Genomic DNA, 18,546 nt, shown 5'->3' with positions numbered 1-18,546 from the left:
GGCAGAGAACGTTGTGGGAGCGACGTTAGTCGCGACAGCAGGACTGAGTCCACCGACACCGTGTCGCGAGCGCCGGCCGCGCGATCGCGACTCACGTCGCTCCCACATTGGAAGCGGGCGGTTACGCGCGCCTCAACACCATTTCATAGACGAACTTGCTGCCGAAGAACGCCAGCAGCAACAGCGCCATCGCGGCGAGGGTCCAGCGGACGGCTTTCACGCCTCGCCAGCCATAGCGCCAGCGGCCGACCAGCAGCGCCCCGAACGCCAGCCACGACAGCACGCTCAGCACGGTCTTGTGGCTGAGCTTCTGGGCCAGGAAGTTCTCCACGAACAGCACGCCGGTCAGCAGCGTGGCGGTCAGCAGGATGAAGCCGACCGTGATCGTGCGGAACAGCAGATCTTCCAGTTCCGTCAGCGGGGGCAGGGCACGCAGCCAGAGGTGGAATTCGCGCCGGCGCAGGGCGCGTTCCTGTGCCCACAGCATCACCGCCAGCAGCGCGGCGATGGCCAGCGCGGCGTAGGCCAGCAGCGCCAGCCAGGCGTGCAACTGGAGGCGCCAGTCCAATCCGCTGGAGGCCTGGTGGCCGTAGAAGTGGTAGGCCGCCAGCAGGACGGCCCCCAGCGGGAATGCCACCACGCCCAGTGCGGCCATCCGGCCCTGGATGGCGACCAGCAGCGTCATGGCCGCCATGCCCAGCGCCACCAGCGAGAGCGCGGCGAAGAAATGCATGTCCGGACCGCCGGGCGTACGCCAGGCCACCAGCAGGTGGTAGGCGCCGTGCAGCACCACCGCGCCGAGTGCAGGCCACACCCAAGGCCGCGAGGCCTCGCCGGTGTCGCGGGCCACGGAGCGGACCAGCAGGCCGGCGGCGAGCAGATAGAGCGCAACGGCGATGAGAATGACTGTCATCGGGGAAGTGTCGCACAGCGGGCGGCGCCGGCGCAGGGGCGAAGGCGGCCCGCGCTGCGCGGGGAGGAGGCAGAGAGCGGGACCGCTATAATCGCCGTCCGTTTTCCCCTGGCGTGCCTGCTTCCATGTTCGAATCCCTGACCCAGCGACTCTCCGGCACCATCGAACGCCTGCGCGGCCGTGGCCGCCTGAGCGAGGAGAACATCCGCGAGGCCACCCGTGAGGTCCGCATCGCCCTGCTGGAGGCCGACGTGGCCCTGCCGGTGGTGCAGGCGCTGATCGAGCGCATCAAGGTGCGTGCGGTCGGCCAGGAAGTGCTGAAGTCGCTGACGCCGGGCCAGGCGCTCATCAAGGTGGTCCGCGACGAACTGACCGCGGTGATGGGGTCGCAGGCCAGCGATCTGAACCTCAACGTGCCGGCACCGGCCGTCATCCTGATGGCCGGCCTGCAGGGCGCGGGCAAGACCACCACCGTCGGCAAGCTGGCCAAGCACCTGCGCGAGAAGCGCAAGAAGAAGGTGATGGTGGTCAGCGCGGACGTCTACCGTCCCGCCGCGATCGAGCAGCTGAAGACGCTGGCGGAGCAGGTGGACGTGCTGTTCTTCCCGTCCGATGCCGGGCAGAAGCCGGAAGCCATTGTGCGTGCCGCCATCGACGACGCGAAGAAGTCCTTCGTCGACGTGCTGCTGGTCGACACCGCCGGCCGCCTGGCGATCGACGAGGCCATGATGGCCGAGATCAAGGTGCTGCACGCCGCCGTCAAGCCGGTGGAAACGCTGTTCGTCGTCGACGCGATGACCGGCCAGGACGCCGCCAACACCGCCAAGGCCTTCAGCGAAGCGCTGCCGCTGACCGGCGTGGTGCTGACCAAGACCGACGGCGATGCGCGCGGGGGCGCGGCGCTGTCGGTGCGCTACATCACCGGCAAGCCCATCAAGTTCATCGGCGTGGGCGAGAAGCCCGACGGTCTGGACGTGTTCCACCCCGAGCGCGTGGCCGCCCGCATCCTCGACATGGGCGACGTGCTGTCGCTGGTCGAGCAGGTCGAGCAGAGCGTCGATCGCGAGAAGGCCGAAAAGCTCGCCGCGAAGGTCATCAAGGGCAAGAAGTTCGACCTCAACGACATGCGCGACCAGCTGGAGCAGATGCAGAACATGGGCGGCATCGGCGGCCTGATGGACAAGCTGCCGGGCATGGGCCAGATCCCCGAGCACGTGAAGCAGCAGGTGCAGCAGGGCAAGGAAGTGCCGCGCATGATTGCCATCATCAATTCGATGACGAAGAAGGAGCGTCGCAACCCGGCGCTGCTGAATGGCTCGCGCCGTGCGCGCATCGCCAAGGGCGCGGGCCTGACGCCGGCCGACGTCAACAAGCTGATGAAGCAGTACCAGCAGATGGAAAAGATGATGGGCAAGCTGGCCGGCGGCGGCATGAAGGGCATGATGCGCAACATGAAGAGCATGATGGGCGGCCGCGGCGGCATGCCGTTCCGCTGATGCTTTCGCTTGCTGTGGGAGCGACGTAAGTCGCGATCTTGCCTCCGCTCATCGCGACTTACGTCGCTCCCACATTGGATTGAAGCGGAGTTCCGGTCCCATGACGCTCGCTTACCTCAACGGCAAACCCGCCAGCGCCGACGATCTGCGCGCGCTGGCATTGTCAAACTATGGCCACTTCACCTCGATGCAGGTGCGCGACGGTGCCGTGCAGGGCCGTGACTTGCATGTCCGGCGGCTCGAAGAGGCGACGCAGGCTCTGTTTGGCGCCGCGTTCGATGGCGTGACGGCCTTGCGCCAGGCGGCGCATGCGATGGAATCCGCCGACCTGCGCGATGCGTCCCTGCGCATCACGGTGTTCTCCCTGCGCTTCGACTACCGCGATCCTGCGCGTGCAGTGACGCCGGATGTGCTGGTCACGCTCGCGCCCCCTTCCACGGCGGAAAAGCCGGCGCTGCGGGTGAAGACGTATCCGTTCGTGCGTCCACTGCCGCAGTTCAAGCATGTCGGGACGTTCCCGCTGTTCCATTACCGCAGGCAGGCGCTGGCGGACGGCTTCGACGATGCGTTGTTCGTCGATCCTGCGGGGTGCGTGGTGGAGGGGTCGATCTGGAATCTGGGGCTGTGGGACGGCGCGACGGTCATCTGGCCCCAGGGTCCCGCCCTCCGCGGAACGACCGAGCAGCTGTTGCAACACGCCCTGGGTGCCAAGGGCGTATCGCAGCGGCATGAGCCGGTCGCGGTGGCTGAGCTGGCACGGTTCCGGGCGGGATTTGCCTGCAATGCCAGTGGCTTGCAGCCCGTGACCGGGGTCGACGCTGTCGCATGGGGGGCTGATACCGATCTGATGGCCGGGCTGTCGGACGTCCTGCGCGCCGTCCCCTGGGAGCCGCTGGCCTGACCTGCCCGCCTGCGCCATGGGCGGGGTTTTCCTGACGGATTCAATGGCTTAGAATAGCCGGCTTACCTCGCCATTCTGGCGACTGGGCAACACTGGAAAACACCATGGTCAAGATCCGTCTCACCCGCGGCGGCGCCAAGAAGCGCCCCTTCTACCACATCATCGTCACCGACTCGCGCAGCGCGCGTGACGGTCGCAACATCGAGCGCGTCGGCTTCTACAACCCGGTCGCCGCTGGTGCCGAGAAGCGCGTCGAACTCGACGTCGCCCGCGTCGACCATTGGGTCGGCAACGGCGCACAGCTGACCGAGAAGGTCCGCAGCCTGTACAAGGAAGTCGCCAAGTCCGCTCCGGCGGCCTGATGGCCCGGCCGCGCGAACGGCGCGGCCTTTCCTTCGCATGAACACCGAGCGCCCACCGACCCCGCAGAAGATGATTCTGCTGGGAAGGCTTCTGGGCGCTTTTGGTGTGCGTGGCCAGATCAAGATCGAATCCTGGACCGAGCCGCGCGAGGCCATCTTCCGCTACCAGCCGTGGACGCTGCGCGATGCGTCCGGCGCCCAGCGCGAGCTGAGCGGCGCGCGCGGCAAGGCATCGGGCAAGCATCTGGTGGCCACATTGCCGGGCGTGGAAGACCGCGATCAGGTCGAGGCGATGCACGGGCAGGAGATCCTCGTTCCGCGCGCTGCCCTGCCGCCGCCGAGCGCGGGCGAGTTCTACTGGGTCGATCTGGAGGGGCTTCGCGTCGTCAATGCCGACGGGACCGACTTCGGCACCGTCTCCCACCTGTTTTCCACCGGCGCCAATGATGTGCTCGTCGTGCGCGGCGACCGTGAGCGGCTGATTCCCTTCGTCGAACCCGATTACGTCCGCTCGGTGGATTTCGAGGCGGGCGTGGTCACCGTGGACTGGGACCCGGCGTTCTAGCAGTGAGCGGAGAGCAGTGGGTAAGGATGCCGGAGTTCCTGTCGCGCCGTGCCGTCATCGCTCCACTCGCGCTCTCCCGTGTTCTGCCGGCGCTCCTGCTCACTGCTCACCCCTCTCCACTCACTTCTCCCCTCCATGCGCATCGACGTCATGACCCTGTTCCCCGACTTCATCGCCCAGGCCGCGGCGGTGGGCGTGGTGGGGCGTGCGCAGGAACGGGGGCTGTTGTCGCTGCATGGCTGGAATCCGCGCGACTACGCCAGCGGTGGCTATCGCCGCGTGGATGACAGCCCGTTCGGTGGCGGTCCCGGCATGGTGATGATGATCGAGCCCTTGCAGGCGTGCCTCTCGGCGGTCCGCGCCGCCGATGCACAGCCTGCGCCGCTGATCTACCTGAGTCCGCAGGGTGCGCCGCTCACCCAGAAGAAGGCGCGTGAGCTGGCCGCGCTGCCGCGCATGATCCTGCTGTGCGGCCGCTACGAGGGCGTGGACGAGCGTTTTCTCGACGCCGAAGTCGACGAGGAAATCTCCATCGGCGATTACGTGCTCTCCGGCGGCGAGCTGGCTGCGGCGGTGCTCATCGACGCCGTCGGCCGGCTGCAGGAGGGGGCGCTGAACGATGCCGACTCGGCCGTCCAGGACAGCTTCGAGGGGGATGGCCTGCTGGACTGTCCGCACTTCACCCACCCGTCCCGCCATCCGCTGGGCGACGTGCCGGCCGTGCTGCGCTCCGGCGACCATGCGGCCATCGCGCGCTGGCGCCGGCAGCAGGCATTGGGGCGGACCTGGCTGCGGCGGCCGGACCTGCTGGACGAGACCGGTCTGTCCAAGGCCGACAAGGCCCTGCTGGAGGCGTTCAAGGCCAGCCAGGCCGGCGGGGAAGGCGCAGGGTAGCCAGCCCGGCCCGGAATCCGGTAGAATGCGCGACCCTTGGGCGGTTCTCGCCTGCGGACCCCATAACAATATCGTGCAGCGCAATCCGGCGACTGCATCAGTTTCCGCTGTCGCAAGACACGATCACGCATACAAGCATTGGTGCCAACATGAGCAAGCTCCTCCAGGAATTCGAAGCCTCCCAGATCACGCGCGAGCTGCCCGCGTTCGGCCCCGGTGACACGGTCGTCGTCAACGTGAAGGTCAAGGAAGGCAACCGCGAGCGTGTGCAGGCGTACGAAGGCGTCGTCATCGCCAAGAAGAACGCCGGCCTGAACTCCGCCTTCACCGTGCGCAAGATCTCGCACGGCTACGGCGTCGAGCGCGTCTTCCAGACCCACAGCGCCTCCATCGACTCGGTCGAAGTGAAGCGCCGCGGCAAGGTCCGCGCCGGCAAGCTGTACTACCTGCGCGAGCTGGAAGGCAAGGCGGCCCGCATCAAGGAAGACCTGGCCGCGAACGCCGCCGCCAAGGTCGCCCGCCAGGCGGCTGCCGCCGCTGCCGCTGCCGAGTAATACCGGCTCGAGCGCGTCGCAACGGACGGCCACCTTCGGGTGGCCGTTTGCGTTGGGGCATCGCGTATGTTTTTTATCTGGCCGGCCCGCAGTGGTCCTTCCACTTTCCCATCGGATTCGTGTGTGATGACGCGTGACTGGAAAAGGCGGCGGCGCCGCCTCATGGCCTTGATGGCGGGCCTTCTGATGCTCGGCGAGCTGGCCGCCGCCACGTCACCGAGCCGGCGATTCACGCTCGACGCGTTGTCTCCCCTTGCGTCGGCTTCGGAACTCACCTCGCGCCTGCTGACGCCCGTGACCCAGGATCGCATCCTCAAGTTTCGCGAAAAGGTGGATTTCAGCTTCAGGGAACAGACCATCGAAGTGGGGGAAGAGCCTTACGAGCTTTTCGTCCCCGAGCCTGCTGCGGACGGAACATACGGCCTGCTGGTCTTCATCTGGCCGGGCGACGAGATCCAGGTGCCGGAAGGATGGTGGAAAGTCCTTCGGGACAACCACATCATCTATGTCGCTTCCCGTCGTTCGAGCAATGTCGAGAATATCTTCGACCGACGCGTGCCGTTGGCGCTCCATGGCTACGAGTACGTGCGTAGCCGTTACAGACTGGCTCCCGGACGCGTGTACATCGGCGGTTTCTCCGGTGGCTCGCGCACCGCGCAGCGGGTGGTGATGGCGTACCCGGACGTGTTCCATGGCGTGCTGCTCATCGGCGGCAGCGATCCGCTCGGCGGGGAGAGCGGATTCACGCTGCCGTCGACCGCGCTGTCCCGCGAACTCCAGCAACGTACGCGGTTCGTGTTCTCGACAGGGGGCAACGATTCACCCAATCGTGCGAAGGATGCACGTACCCGTAAAGACCTCGAAGCATTGTGCATGCAGGGCATTCGGCTGGTTCCGCAGAACGGCGTCGAACATTGGGTGCCGGACGGTCGTGGATTCGGCAGGGCCTTGAAGCAGTTGGAGATGCCGGTATCGCAACGTGCGGATGCCGGTGCCTGTGCCGGCGCGCTCGATCAAAGCATCCAGGCGCAACTCGACGCGGTCGCGGCCAAGGTGGGAAGTGGAGAGCTCGATGAGGCGGGACGGCTGCTTGCGCGACTCGATGCGCACTATGGCGGACTGGCGGCCCCACGCAGCGTCGAGCTGTCGCGGATTATCGCGGAAAAGGCGGGGCTGTATGAACTGCCTTAGCGCGACTCCGTCGGGCGCGTCCGATGCATAGCGGCAGTACGCAGCCCGACGCGATCAGGCTGGATATCTGGCTCTGGGCGGCCCGCTTCTTCAAGACCCGCAGCCTGGCCAAACAGGCGATCGAGACCGGCAAGGTCGAAGCGGGCGGGCAGCGGGCGAAAGCGTCGCGGGGGGTGCGCGTGGGCGACGTGCTGGCGATAACGCGCGGCGAGGACGTGTTCGAGGTCGAAGTGCGTGCGCTCAGCGACAAGCGGGCGTCGGCGACCGTGGCGCAGGCGTTGTATCTGGAATCAGACGCCTCCCGGTCGCGGCGCCTTGCCGCGCTGGCGGCAAGGCAGGCGGAGCGCGCGGGGTATCAGGCGCCGTCGTCGCGTCCCGACAAGCGTGCGCGGCGCCTGATCCGTGCGCTGGGCGATATCGACGCCCTGTGACAGGGGACTGCATGAAGAAGGGCGCCATCGGCGCCCTTCTTCACTGCCGCGTCGAGGCGTGATGCGTATCAGCGCCGGCCGCCCAACATGCCGCTGCCGATCTTGAGGATGTCGCCCAGGCCCAGTTGGCCGTCGCCGTCCTGGTCCAGCACCGCGCCCAGCAGGCCACCCCCGAGTCCGCCCTGTTGCTGCGCGGCCTGGCGTTCCTGGCCGAGCACCTGGCCCAGCGTATTCGGACCAGCATCGCCTTGGCCGAGGAAACGCTGCGCCAGGAAGGACAGCACGATCGGCGCGAGGATCTTCATCAGCATCGCCGACTTGTCGCCACCCAACCCGGTCGCCTGACCCAGGCTGGCTTCCGCGCGCGGCTGCGCACCACCGAAGATGTGACCCAGGATGGCTGCGCCATCCGTCTGGCGACTCGGCGCCGAACCGCCGCCGAGCACAGCCCCCAGCACGCTGCCGAGGTCGAGGCCGGCATGGTCTTTCTGCAGGGCACCGAACAGCGCCTCCGCGCCCTGCGGTTGTGCTGCGTTCTTGCCCAGCGCGCCCAGCAGCAAGGGCAGGGCGGCGGCCACGGCGCCGGAGGTCTGCATCTGGCCCACGCCGAGTTGCTGCGAAACCTGTTGCAAGGGCGCGCCCTGCAGCTGGGCGAAGAGTTCTTCTGCGAGTGACTGGTTGCTCATGGTGTGGCCGTCCTCCTGGACGCGATGGGTGGCGCCGATCATCCTAGCGCCAAATCCCGTGACCTCCGTCTCACAATAGACCGGACCGACCGGCGGATCGGGTCCAACCCGCACGCGCCGCGTGCGGGTCGCGACCATCGCGCTACGCCAGATCGAAGCGATCCAGTTCCATCACCTTGGTCCAGGCGGCGACGAAGTCGTCCACGAACTTCGCCTCGCCATCGCGACTCGCGTAGACCTCGGCCAGCGCGCGCAACACCGAGTTGGAGCCGAACACCAGATCTACGCGCGTGCCAGTCCATTTCACGGCGCCGGTCTTTCGGTCGCGGCCCTCGTAGCTGTTGGCGCCGGTCGCTTTCCATTCGGTACCCATGTCGAGCAGGTTGACGAAGAAGTCGTTGCTCAACGTGCCCGGCTTGTCGGTGAACACGCCATGCGCACCGCCGTCGGCATTCGCGCCCAATGCGCGCAGGCCGCCGACCAGGACGGTCATCTCCGGGGCCGTGAGGGTCAGCAGCTGCGCGCGATCCACCAGCAAGTGCTCCGCCGGCACGGCGGAGCGTCCCTTGAGGTAGTTGCGGAAACCGTCCGCCACCGGTTCCAGCACGGCGAACGAGGCCACATCGGTCTGGTCGGCACGCGCATCGGTGCGGCCTGCGCGGAACGGCACGGTGACATCGTGACCGCCCGCCCTGGCCGCCTGTTCGACCCCCACGCCACCGGCCAGCACGATCAGGTCCGCGAGCGAGACCTTCTTGCCGCCGGCGGCATCCAGGTTGAATTCCATCTGGATCCGTTCCAGCGCCTTCAGTACCTTCGACAACTGGTCCGGCCGGTTGACCGCCCAGTCTTTCTGCGGAGCAAGGCGGATGCGTGCGCCGTTGGCGCCGCCCCGCTTGTCGCCGCCGCGGAAGGTCGAGGCCGAGGCCCATGCCGTGGAGACCAGCTCGGCGACGGACAGTCCCGAGGCGGCTATCTTCTGCTTCAACAACGCGACGTCACCGGCGTCGATGGTCGCGTAGTCCGCCTTCGGCAGCGGGTCCTGCCACACCAGTTCTTCCTTCGGAACCTCCGGACCCAGGTAGCGGGCGCGCGGACCCATGTCGCGGTGGGTCAGCTTGAACCACGCACGCGCGAAGGCCTCGGCGAATGCCTGCGGGTTTTCGAGGAAGCGCCTGGAGATCGGGCCGTAGACCGGATCGAAGCGCAGCGACAGGTCGGTGGTCAGCATCTTGGGGCGCTGCTTCCGGGTTTTGTCGTGCGCATGCGGCACGTCCTCGGGGGCGTCCTTGGCGACCCACTGGTGCGCGCCGGCCGGCGATTTCTCGAGTTCCCATTCGAAGCCGAACAGGTTTTCAAAGAACTTGTTGCTCCACAGCGTCGGCGTCTGCGTCCAGGTCACTTCGATGCCCGAGGTGATCGTGTCACCGCCGCGGCCGCTGCCGAACTTGTTGTGCCAGCCGAAGCCCTGTGCTTCCAGTTCGTCGGCTTCGGGCTCGGCACCGACGTTGTCGGCGGGGCCGGCACCGTGAGTCTTGCCGAACGTATGGCCGCCGGCGATCAGGGCGACGGTTTCTTCATCGTCCATCGCCATGCGCGCGAACGTGTCACGGATGTCCTTCGCCGCCAGCAGTGGGTCCGGATTGCCGTCGGGTCCTTCCGGATTCACGTAGATCAGGCCCATCTGCACGGCGGCGAGCGGGTTTTCAAGACGGCGCGAATGCACGTCGCCATCGGCGTCGTCGTCAGACACCAGCACGGCGGCATCGCCGGGTTTCTCCACGCCGTCCGAGCCGTGCGCATAGCGCAAGTCGCCGCCCAGCCATGTCGTCTCCCGGCCCCAGTAGACGTCCTGGTCGGGCTCCCACACGTCCTCGCGTCCGCCACCGAAACCGAAGGTGCGGAACCCCATGGTTTCCAGTGCCACATTGCCGGTCAGGATCATCAGGTCGGCCCAGGAGATGCTCTGGCCGTACTTCTGCTTGATCGGCCACAGCAGGCGGCGCGCCTTGTCCAGGCTGACGTTGTCCGGCCAGCTGTTGAGCGGGGCGAAGCGCTGCTGCCCGCGACCGCCGCCGCCGCGCCCGTCCTGGATGCGATACGTGCCCGCGCTGTGCCATGCCATGCGGATGAAGAGACCGCCGTAGTGTCCGAAGTCGGCCGGCCACCAGTCCTGCGAGTCGGTCATCAGGTCGCGCAGGTCCTTTTTCAGCGCGTGGTAGTCCAGCTTGTTGAAGGCCTCCGCATAGTCGAATCCGCTCCCCAGTGGATTGGAGCGCGAGGAATGCTGGTTCAAGAGATCCACGCGCAACTGGTTGGGCCACCAGTCGCGGTTGCCGGTACCGCCACCGGCGGTGGGATGGAACGGGCATTTCGATTCGGTGGTCATGGATTTCCTTCCTTTGGCGGTCGGGTGAGTGGGTGGGAGCGGGGTGGTGTCACGCGGGATACAACGCGACGCGGCGACGTCAATCGCGCGTGCGGCAGGGCAAGGCGGGAGCGGCATGCCGATGGTCAGGCAGGAGATGCGCGTTGATGGCTGACGTCCCCGGCGGTGCGTTGGCGGATGGCGACCAGACTAGGCAGTGCGGACGATCAATGAAAATCGTTTGTAGCGAAGAGTCCGATAGCGGTGCTCAATGGTGCGGCGCGCCATCGCCCCTCCCTGAAACTGGTCTCACGATACTCCGCGCGCGTTACGCGGATGTTGGAGATGCGGGCGCAGCCGCAGGCGACGGAGGCCGCACGGCGATGGCTTTACCCATCCGCGCGACCTCGCGCAGCGCGTTTCAGAGCAGCGCCTTGAGCCGATATAGGGCTTCCAGGGCCTGCTTCGGCGTCAATTCGTCGGGATCCAGCGCGGCGAGCGCTTCCTGCGCGGCGGAGGGTGTCGCGGCGAACAGTCCGAACTGTTGCGGGGCATCGAGCGCCTGCGGCGCCATGTCCGAGGCGTGCGTGTCGCGACCGCGCTGCTCCAGTTCCGCGAGTCGGCGCCGCGCCTGTTTCAGGGTGATCTTCGGAAGTCCGGCCAGCGCCGCGACCTGCAGGCCGAAGCTGCGATCGGCCGCACCGTCCTTGACCGCATGCATGAAGACCAGCGTGTCGCCGTGCTCCACCGCATCCAGGTGCACGTTGGCGATGCCACTGGCGGGTTCGTTGGCCAGTGCAGTCAGTTCGAAATAGTGCGTGGCGAACAGCGTATAGCAGCGGTTGCTGGCCGCCAGATGACGCGCCACCGCATCGGCCAGCGCGAGCCCGTCGTAGGTGGACGTGCCGCGGCCGATTTCATCCATCAGCACCAGCGACTGCGCGGTGGCGTGATGCAGGATGTAGCTGGTCTCGGCCATTTCCACCATGAAGGTGGACTGCCCGCGCGCGAGGTCGTCGCCAGCGCCGATGCGGGTCAGGATGCGGTCGATCGGCCCGATCACCGCCCGCGAGGCCGGCACGAAGCTGCCGATGTGCGCGAGCAGCACGATCAACGCGTTCTGCCGCATGTACGTCGACTTGCCGCCCATGTTGGGGCCGGTGATGACCAGCATGCGGCGGCCCTCGTCCAGGCGCAGGTCATTGGGCTCGAATGGCTCCTTGCGCACCGCCTCGACCACCGGATGGCGGCCGCGCTCGATGCACAGGCCGGGCGCTTCGGCCAGTTCGGGCCGTGCCCAATCCAGTTCCTGCGCGCGCTCGGCGAAGGACGCCAGCACGTCGAGTTCGCTGAGCGCGGCTGCACAGCGCTTGAGCGGTTCCAGGCGCGCATTGAGCGTATCCAGCAGCGCGTCGTACAGCAGCTTCTCGCGCGACAGCGAGCGCTCGCGCGCGGACAGGACCTTGTCTTCGAACTGTTTCAGTTCCTCGGTGATGTAGCGTTCGGCGCCGGTCAGCGTCTGCCGGCGCGTGTAATGCACAGGCGCCTTGTCGGCCTGGCCCTTGCTGATCTCGATGTAGTACCCGTGCACGCGGTTGTAGCCGACCTTCAGCGTGGCGATGCCGCTGCTCGCGCGTTCGCGTGCTTCCAGGTCCACCAGGAACTGGTCGGCGTGGGTGCTCAGGCGCCGCAGTTCGTCGAGCTCGGCGTCGTAGCCGTCGGCCAGTACGCCGCCATCGGTGAGTTTGAGTGGTGGCTGCGGTGCGACCGCTGCCAGCAGCAGCGTCGCGGTGTCGTCGTGTTCGCCCAGTTCCGCGGCCAGCGCCTGCAGGCGTGGCGAGTCGAGCGGCTGCAGGTGGCCGCGGATGTCGGGCAACAGCGCCAGCCCGTCGCGGAGCGTGGACAGGTCGCGTGGCCGCGCCGATCGCAGCGCGACGCGGGTGAGGATGCGCTCGAGATCGCCAAGCGCACGGAAGCCGCTGCGCAAGTCGCGATCCGTACCGTGCCCGATCAGTGTCGCGATGGCATGGTGGCGCTCACTCAGCACGGCGCGGTCGCGCAGCGGCCGGTGCAGCCAGCGGCGCAGCAGGCGGCCGCCCATCGGGGTGACCGTGGTGTCGAGTACGCCGAGCAGGGTGTGCCTGGTGTCGCCATCGACGCGCGTGTCCAGTTCGAGATGGCGCCGCGTGGCGGCATTCATCGCGATGGCATCGCCGGCCGATTCCAGCGCGATCGCGGTAAGGTGGGGCAGGCGCTGCTTCTGGGTCTCCTCGACGTAGCCGAGCAACGCGCCCGCCGCGCCGGTGGCCAGGGCTTTGTCGTCGATGCCGAAGCCGGTGAGATCATGCAGGCCGAAGAAGCCAAGCAACTGGCGACGACCGCTGTCGGGATCGAACAGCCAGGGCGCGCGACGGCGCAAGCCGGTGCGCTGCTGCAGGAATGCGGGCAGGCCTTCTTCGTCGGGCACCAGCAACTCGGCCGGCTCGAGCCGCGCGAGTTCGGCTTCCAGCGCATCGTCGCTGTCCACTTCGTTGACCATGAAACGGCCGCCGGCCAGGTCCGCCCACGCCAGGCCATAGCCCGAGCGCCCCCGACTGATCGTCATCAGCAGGGTGTCGCGGCGTTCGTTGAGCAGGGCTTCGTCGGTCACCGTGCCCGGCGTGACCACGCGCACCACCTTGCGTTCCACCAGGCCTTTCGCCAGCGCCGGATCGCCGATCTGTTCGCAGATCGCCACCGACTCGCCGAGTGCGACCAGGCGGGCCAGATAGCCTTCGCAGGCGTGCACGGGCACGCCTGCCATCGGGATGGGGGCGCCGCCTGAACTGCCGCGCTGGGTCAGCGTGATGTCGAGCAGTCGCGCGGCCTTGCGCGCGTCGTCGTAGAACAGTTCGTAGAAATCCCCCATGCGGAAGAACACCAGCAGGTCCGGATACTCCGCCTTGGCGGCGAAGAACTGCTTCATGAGCGGGGTGTGCTCCGCCGAACCCGTTGATTTTTTTGATTGTTCTTTTTTATCAGACATTTAGCGCGTAATTCAGTCTAGCGAATGTGGGAGTCAGTGAACGCAAGTGGAAGGGTTTGGAGACCATATTAGTAGCCAAAGGTAGCCAAACCCCTGCATCTGTCGATTCGTGCCAAAATTTGGCTACCCGCGACAGAGTCGCGACCGATGCGTTCAACAAGGAAAGGTGGCCGCCGTGGCATTCCGACTGAAGCTCAACCCAGAACAACTGCGACAGCTTCGCAGCACCCAGCGCCCGAAGCTAGACAAAGCGGGGGCTATCGTCACCGGCGCAAAGGGGTTTGCAGTCCTCGAACCCAATCCCGATGGCAAGCAGTGGAGGTTCCTCGATGCCTCGCCGGGTGCCCCCACGGGGTTCGGCGTCTTCGTAGGGAAGCTCAAGTCCACCTACGAAGTTCAACGCAAGATCGGCGGCAAGGTCATGCGGATCAGCATTGGGGACACCAGCGAACTGACCTTGAAGGATGCCCACGATCTGGCTGGCGTCAAAGTCGCCGGGGCGAAGAAGGAAGGCAAGCACCCCAAGGTCCTGGCGGAGAAAGAACTCTCGATCCAGGCCACCAAGGCGCTGACCGTCAACCAAGCGATCCAGCTCTACCACGACATGTTGGCCCGGCGAACCCGCCCGGCGACCGAGGGCACGCTCAAGACCCTGACCAACTCCACAGCGCGCCTGGCCCGTCCGGAGGTGGGAATCGGTAACACCCCGATCATGGACCTGGACGAGGAAAGGGTGACCAAGGCGTTTGAAGCCACTCGGCTGTCCGCCGCTCTGCATTCCAACCGGTTGTCCCAGCCCGTGAAGGACTTCATGGAGCGGACGGGGCGGGTGGATCTCACCGACGCGGAGCTGGCCAAACTGGGCGTGACCAGCGAACCAATGCGCTCGCGCATCCGCGCCGCTGGCGTGTCCGCGGCCGAGCAGACGTTCGCCACCGCCTTCCGCGCCGTCAATTACGTGGTGGACAAGGAAGCGCGCGCGGCGAAGAAGGCCGAGCGCAAGGCGGTGCTGTTCGGCAACGACTTCGGGGTGTTGTGGGAGGAAGGCAAGATGCGCGACGCCGCAGGCCTCCACGACTATTACGAAAAGGCAAGGGTGCGGAACCCCTTGGGCAGCGAGGACAACACGCTGGGCAACGCCATCGAATACCTCTGGAGTCGACGGCAGGCCCAGCGGGGCCAGAACGAAAGCGGGGTCTATTACCTGCTGACGACCCTCTTCCTGGGTGCCCGTCGAAACGAGACGGCCAAGCTGGCGTGGTTTGACCGATTGAGCGAGAGCGAGCGGGCCACGAAGTCGTGGGTGTGGCTGGACGAAATGGACCCCAAGGCGTGGCGCGCCGGAGTTCCATCGGTCAATCCGGCGACCAAGAAGAAGGGTCCTCAGGTGTTCTTCGCCAAGACGAAGAACCGCCGTGACCATTCCATGCCCCTAGGTCCAATCTCCGTCCAGCTCATCAAGCACCGGTTTGAGAAGCGGCAGGCCGAAGACGATCCGCGGGCGCGTTGGGTCTACCCGGCGCGCAGCAAGCGGGCGGCAGAGGGGCACTACAAGGACAGCAAGGCGATCATGAAGGGACTGGGCGAGAAGCTGTCGGTGGAATTCGGACCCACCCCCCACGATCTGCGCCGCACCCTCGGCCGTTACGCCACGCGTGTGGGGATTTCCGATCGCATCATCAGCCGGCTTTTCAACCACCTGCCACCCAAGCGGGACGATGAGGACGAAGGCGCGAAGTCCTCGGTTCGATACCAAGAGCCAGAGTGGTTTGAGTTGCAAGACGCATTGCAGAAGGTGGAGCACCTGATGGCATCGAGCGCACCCAGCTTCTACAACATGCTCAAGCCCGCCGACTGGCCATTGCTGCCGGCCCGTCAGGTGCCTGGACCTTCCGAGGAATAGCCTGCCGTCGATACACTGGGGCCATGGACGGCTCCTTTCCCCTCCAACGCGACCCCGATCTGGCCTCACCGGCGCCAGACGCCCAGAAGTGGCGCCAGGAGATCGCCGACGCCAAGGCCGGCGTGCGTGCCAAGGTCAGCACCAAGGCTGCAGCCCTCTACATCGGCGTCCACTACACAACCTTGCGCGACTGGGTGCGGGAAGGCAGGGGGCCCCAGCCGATTCAGAACCCGGGCAAGCCCGGCACGACGGCGCAGAACCAGCACTTGGGGTTCACGCTGGAAGCGCTGGACTCGTTCCTGGCCACCCGAAGCGGCGAGCCCATCACCCGAGGCAAGCGCACCGACACCGGCGACGTGCTCAAGGAAGCCGAGCGCATCGAGGCCCTCATCGCGTTGAAGGAAGCCGAAGATCGGCTCGCCAAGACCAGGGCACGCGCACGTCGCCTGGGCATCGTTTGTTTCCAATCCCTCACCGACGCGCTGGAAATCCAACCGTGGTCTACGGTGGACGGCCGCATCGCCGGTCATGCCTGGGCGGTGGACGACGCCACGTTCAACGCCGCAGACGATGAGCAGTGGGAAGGGGCGTTGGAAGAAGCACTGGCCCAGCCCTGGATCAACACCGAGAGCCGACAGCCCTACCAGGACGCATTTGTGGCCGTTCTATCCACTACTCAGCATGCCATCGAGGCGGCACGGTCGCGCCAGCGTGCCAGTGACCTGGAAGAGCGGTTGAGCGGCAATGTGGTGGAAGGCAATGGAGTCCGGCCGTTCGAGAAAGGGAAAGGTCGGCTTTGAGCACTCGCGAATCAGGCTGGATGGGTGGACGTCCTGGCCGCCCACCGAAAAACCCAGGTCCGTTCGCCCTGACCTATACAGAAGATGTTGAGCTGAGCCAGGCGATTGAGGGAAAACGCGAGTGGGTGGGCCCTGGTGTTACGGCCTTCTTGTTAGGCATCTCCAAGGATGCGTTGAAGAAACGGCGCCAGCGCAACGAAGGGTTGATCCCAGTCCATCGCCCCGCTCGGAGCAACCGACAGGGAGTGCAATACCGCTGGTCTTCGGTGCGCGAATGTGTCGATGCCGAAGGCTATCAGCGGTCCATCCTTCAAGAGCGGCTGACGAAAGTGGAAGACCGCCTAGCATCAACCGAGAAGAGTCTGGAAGAAGCGCTTTTGGCCCTCAGCAGAGCAGGTGTCGCCGGTCTCAAGAAGAAGTTGCCAATGGCAGTCAACGAGTCTGATCGGCTGCTGGGGTTGGCCATGTTCCATCCCCATTTTCCTGCTCGCGCGCTTACGGCGCTCGAAGCGCTGGACGCCCCTTGGGTCAGCAGCGAGGCGCGCCAACCATTCCACGACTGGGCCATGGGCGTGCTTCAGGCGGCTGCCGAACGCGCCGTTCAAGCCGCCGGCTAATTCCCACATCCCGATCCTTTTTAACGGGAAACGCTCAAGCGAAGCGCACCAATGCTTCCCGGCCGTTATCGGGACAGTTGTCCCGATAAAGCGGCGTTTTCGCGTGGATGGCCTACAGGGTCAGAACTGCAATCTCGTGTCCGTTCCGATTGGGGACGACTTGCGAGATTGACATGCAGTCCAACGTTCTTCACTTCAAACCGGCATTGCGCCCCAAGCGCCTCCCGGCACCTAAGGCCACCCGGCTCACCACCACTTGCTACAAGGCCTGCGACAAAGACCACTCGACCGTCGATTGGTATACCCCGCCGGTCATCGTGGAAGCGCTGGGCGGCAAGGAAGGGTTTGACCTCGATCCTTGCACGCCGGAAGACCCCTCCCGTCTGCCGGCACCCACGGCCTGCCGGATGATCCCGCCCAGCCAGGATGGCCTGGCAACGGATTGGTGGTCCCAAGCGTTCGTGTGGATGAATCCGCCTTACGGAAAGGGCATGGACAAGTGGATGGCCAAGCTGGCCAACCACGCTGGTGGCGGCGTCGCACTGGTGCCGGCGCACATGGATCCGGCATGGATGCACGAGTTCGTGCTCAACCACCCCAACACCACCGCGATCCTCCTCACCCGTGGCCGCCTGAAGTTCATGCGTCCCGATGGAAGCACTGGCACTGCGGCGCCGACCGGGTCGGTGTTCGTCGCCTACGGCCAGCGGGCGGCCCGCAATCTCAAGCGAGCGCAGGCAAGCGGTGTGCTGCGCGGGAAGTTCTTTGCCATCCAGCGGGTGGCGCGGGTGGCCAATACCAACCAGGGGAGTGCCAACAATGAGTAACAAGCAGATGAGCCGAGAGTTGGTCCGCGACCTGGTCAAGTTCATTCGCGAAATCCCCACGCGACGGAACCATCCCTGGAATGCCCGTGAGGCAATGGAACTGTTTGTCCAGCACACCTTGGTGAATCTCATCGATGTGGGTAATGTGCTGGCGCTCGACAAGCTGGGGGCGTGCGTAGACCGCAGCACGCTTGGGTTTGCCATGTTGAAGGAACAACGCCCTCCCGTTGAGCCGTTGGCTAATGCCATCTGGGCCTACATCGAACTGGTGCGCGAATGTCGCCCTTTTGAAGACGTGCTGATCTGGGTGCATACCGAGCTGTTGGCCACCAAACGCGGTGAGGGGCTTGGTCAGTTCTTTACGCCGCCAGACTTGGTGGAATTGCAAGTCGCTCTTTCTCGGGATTTCAAGCCTCGTTCGGCGAATCGTCGCCGCATCAGGATCCACGACCCGGCATGTGGTGCCGGTGGGTTGCTGTTGGGTCAAATTCGTTCGCTAATGGAAGAATTTCCCGCCGACACGATCGAAGCGAGTGGCGTGGATATGGATCCGTTCTGCGTGGCGATGACGGCCTTGCAGCTGCAGGCAGCCCAAGTGTTGCACAGTTCCCCGCTCAAGCACGTCGAACTCTGGGTGGGTAATACCCTGGCAGGGCGACGGAAGCTGGGTTACATCACCCACCGGTGGAAATTAACGATTGAGGAGTTGCTCGCAAAGGGAGCTGAAATAAGGGGAGAGTTGTCAATTTAGCCCCCTGCTGGTCTTCCCCTTAGCCAGCAGGAGGCGTTAGCCAGCAGGAAAGCCAGCAGTGCAAAGCGCTTGATTCTTCAACACTTTGCATCGCCAAGGAGGGCGTTGCTGGCCTGCTGGCCCAAACGTCTGACTCCTCCATGCACTGGAGATTATTCCTAACAGTCTCAGTATTTTTTCAGCATTTGAAATCGATTCAATTTTGACCCAGCAGCCCAGCAGAGGGGTTTCTCTGAGCTGCAAAGCATATGGATTCAAGAGG

The 18,546-nt window shown here is 65.6% G+C and carries 17 protein-coding genes; 13 read left to right on the top strand and 4 right to left on the bottom strand.

Annotated features, from left to right (window positions below):
• Window positions 1–121: 121 nt before the first annotated feature.
• Entirely contained in the window at window positions 122–913 is a 792-nt protein-coding gene (locus tag ACSQ19_RS01835; protein ID WP_435999622.1) for a cytochrome C assembly family protein, read from the bottom strand.
• A 125-nt stretch (window positions 914–1,038) separates the two neighbouring features.
• Between ACSQ19_RS01835 and ffh the strand changes: the two genes are divergently transcribed.
• The 8 genes from ffh to ACSQ19_RS01795 all read left to right on the top strand — a co-directional run bounded on the left by ffh (window position 1,039) and on the right by ACSQ19_RS01795 (window position 7,307).
• Window positions 1,039–2,409, top strand: a complete 1,371-nt coding sequence (ffh, locus tag ACSQ19_RS01830; protein WP_296280624.1) for a signal recognition particle protein — start codon at window positions 1,039–1,041, stop codon at window positions 2,407–2,409.
• Between the two features lie 100 nt (window positions 2,410–2,509).
• The gene (locus ACSQ19_RS01825) at window positions 2,510–3,310 is read left to right on the top strand and encodes an aminotransferase class IV family protein (RefSeq protein WP_435999619.1); all 801 of its coding nucleotides are present in this window, start codon (window positions 2,510–2,512) and stop codon (window positions 3,308–3,310) included.
• Window positions 3,311–3,414: 104 nt separating this feature from the next.
• The gene (rpsP, locus tag ACSQ19_RS01820; RefSeq protein ID WP_296280628.1) at window positions 3,415–3,672 is read left to right on the top strand and encodes a 30S ribosomal protein S16; all 258 of its coding nucleotides are present in this window, start codon (window positions 3,415–3,417) and stop codon (window positions 3,670–3,672) included.
• Window positions 3,673–3,709: 37 nt separating this feature from the next.
• The gene (rimM, locus tag ACSQ19_RS01815) at window positions 3,710–4,237 is read left to right on the top strand and encodes a ribosome maturation factor RimM (protein WP_435999617.1); all 528 of its coding nucleotides are present in this window, start codon (window positions 3,710–3,712) and stop codon (window positions 4,235–4,237) included.
• Between the two features lie 135 nt (window positions 4,238–4,372).
• Window positions 4,373–5,131, top strand: a complete 759-nt coding sequence (gene trmD / locus ACSQ19_RS01810; RefSeq protein ID WP_435999615.1) for a tRNA (guanosine(37)-N1)-methyltransferase TrmD — start codon at window positions 4,373–4,375, stop codon at window positions 5,129–5,131.
• Between the two features lie 149 nt (window positions 5,132–5,280).
• On the top strand, window positions 5,281–5,685 hold the full coding sequence (gene rplS, locus ACSQ19_RS01805) for a 50S ribosomal protein L19 (RefSeq protein WP_241045774.1): 405 nt from the start codon (window positions 5,281–5,283) through the stop codon (window positions 5,683–5,685).
• 126 nt (window positions 5,686–5,811) lie between these two features.
• The gene (locus ACSQ19_RS01800) at window positions 5,812–6,876 is read left to right on the top strand and encodes a hypothetical protein (protein ID WP_299342896.1); all 1,065 of its coding nucleotides are present in this window, start codon (window positions 5,812–5,814) and stop codon (window positions 6,874–6,876) included.
• Window positions 6,877–6,899: 23 nt separating this feature from the next.
• Window positions 6,900–7,307 carry an RNA-binding S4 domain-containing protein gene (locus ACSQ19_RS01795; protein WP_435999612.1) on the top strand — a complete coding sequence of 136 codons (408 nt, stop codon included), beginning with the start codon at window positions 6,900–6,902 and terminating at the stop codon, window positions 7,305–7,307.
• A 68-nt stretch (window positions 7,308–7,375) separates the two neighbouring features.
• Here ACSQ19_RS01795 and ACSQ19_RS01790 read toward each other — a convergent pair whose 3' ends face one another.
• The 3 genes from ACSQ19_RS01790 to mutS form a co-directional block, all read right to left on the bottom strand.
• Entirely contained in the window at window positions 7,376–7,993 is a 618-nt protein-coding gene (locus tag ACSQ19_RS01790; RefSeq protein ID WP_435999610.1) for a DUF937 domain-containing protein, read from the bottom strand.
• Between the two features lie 142 nt (window positions 7,994–8,135).
• Window positions 8,136–10,382: a catalase/peroxidase HPI gene (katG, locus tag ACSQ19_RS01785; RefSeq protein WP_435999608.1), complete on the bottom strand. Its 2,247-nt coding sequence runs from the start codon at window positions 10,380–10,382 to the stop codon at window positions 8,136–8,138.
• 400 nt (window positions 10,383–10,782) lie between these two features.
• A complete protein-coding gene (gene mutS / locus ACSQ19_RS01780) occupies window positions 10,783–13,386 on the bottom strand; it encodes a DNA mismatch repair protein MutS (protein WP_435999606.1) in 2,604 nt (867 codons plus the stop codon).
• 175 nt (window positions 13,387–13,561) lie between these two features.
• Here mutS and ACSQ19_RS01775 point away from each other — a divergent pair, with 175 nt between their 5' ends.
• From ACSQ19_RS01775 to ACSQ19_RS01755, 5 genes are all read left to right on the top strand, one after another.
• The gene (locus ACSQ19_RS01775) at window positions 13,562–15,289 is read left to right on the top strand and encodes a tyrosine-type recombinase/integrase (RefSeq protein ID WP_435999604.1); all 1,728 of its coding nucleotides are present in this window, start codon (window positions 13,562–13,564) and stop codon (window positions 15,287–15,289) included.
• Window positions 15,290–15,312: 23 nt separating this feature from the next.
• Window positions 15,313–16,089, top strand: a complete 777-nt coding sequence (locus tag ACSQ19_RS01770; RefSeq protein WP_435999602.1) for a hypothetical protein — start codon at window positions 15,313–15,315, stop codon at window positions 16,087–16,089.
• 20 nt (window positions 16,090–16,109) lie between these two features.
• Entirely contained in the window at window positions 16,110–16,706 is a 597-nt protein-coding gene (locus tag ACSQ19_RS01765) for a hypothetical protein (RefSeq protein WP_435999600.1), read from the top strand.
• A gap of 173 nt (window positions 16,707–16,879) precedes the next feature.
• Window positions 16,880–17,533 carry a DNA N-6-adenine-methyltransferase gene (locus ACSQ19_RS01760; RefSeq protein WP_435999598.1) on the top strand — a complete coding sequence of 218 codons (654 nt, stop codon included), beginning with the start codon at window positions 16,880–16,882 and terminating at the stop codon, window positions 17,531–17,533.
• A complete protein-coding gene (locus tag ACSQ19_RS01755) occupies window positions 17,526–18,284 on the top strand; it encodes an N-6 DNA methylase (protein ID WP_435999596.1) in 759 nt (252 codons plus the stop codon). The genes ACSQ19_RS01760 and ACSQ19_RS01755 overlap by 8 nt, the downstream gene beginning before the upstream one ends.
• Window positions 18,285–18,546: the final 262 nt, after the last annotated feature.

This window comes from Pseudoxanthomonas sp. LjRoot127 (assembly GCF_964253495.1).
In the GTDB taxonomy this organism is placed as follows: domain Bacteria; phylum Pseudomonadota; class Gammaproteobacteria; order Xanthomonadales; family Xanthomonadaceae; genus Pseudoxanthomonas_A.
The sequence above is the reverse complement of the archived record's forward strand: the minus strand, read 5'-3'. Positions and strand labels throughout refer to the sequence as shown.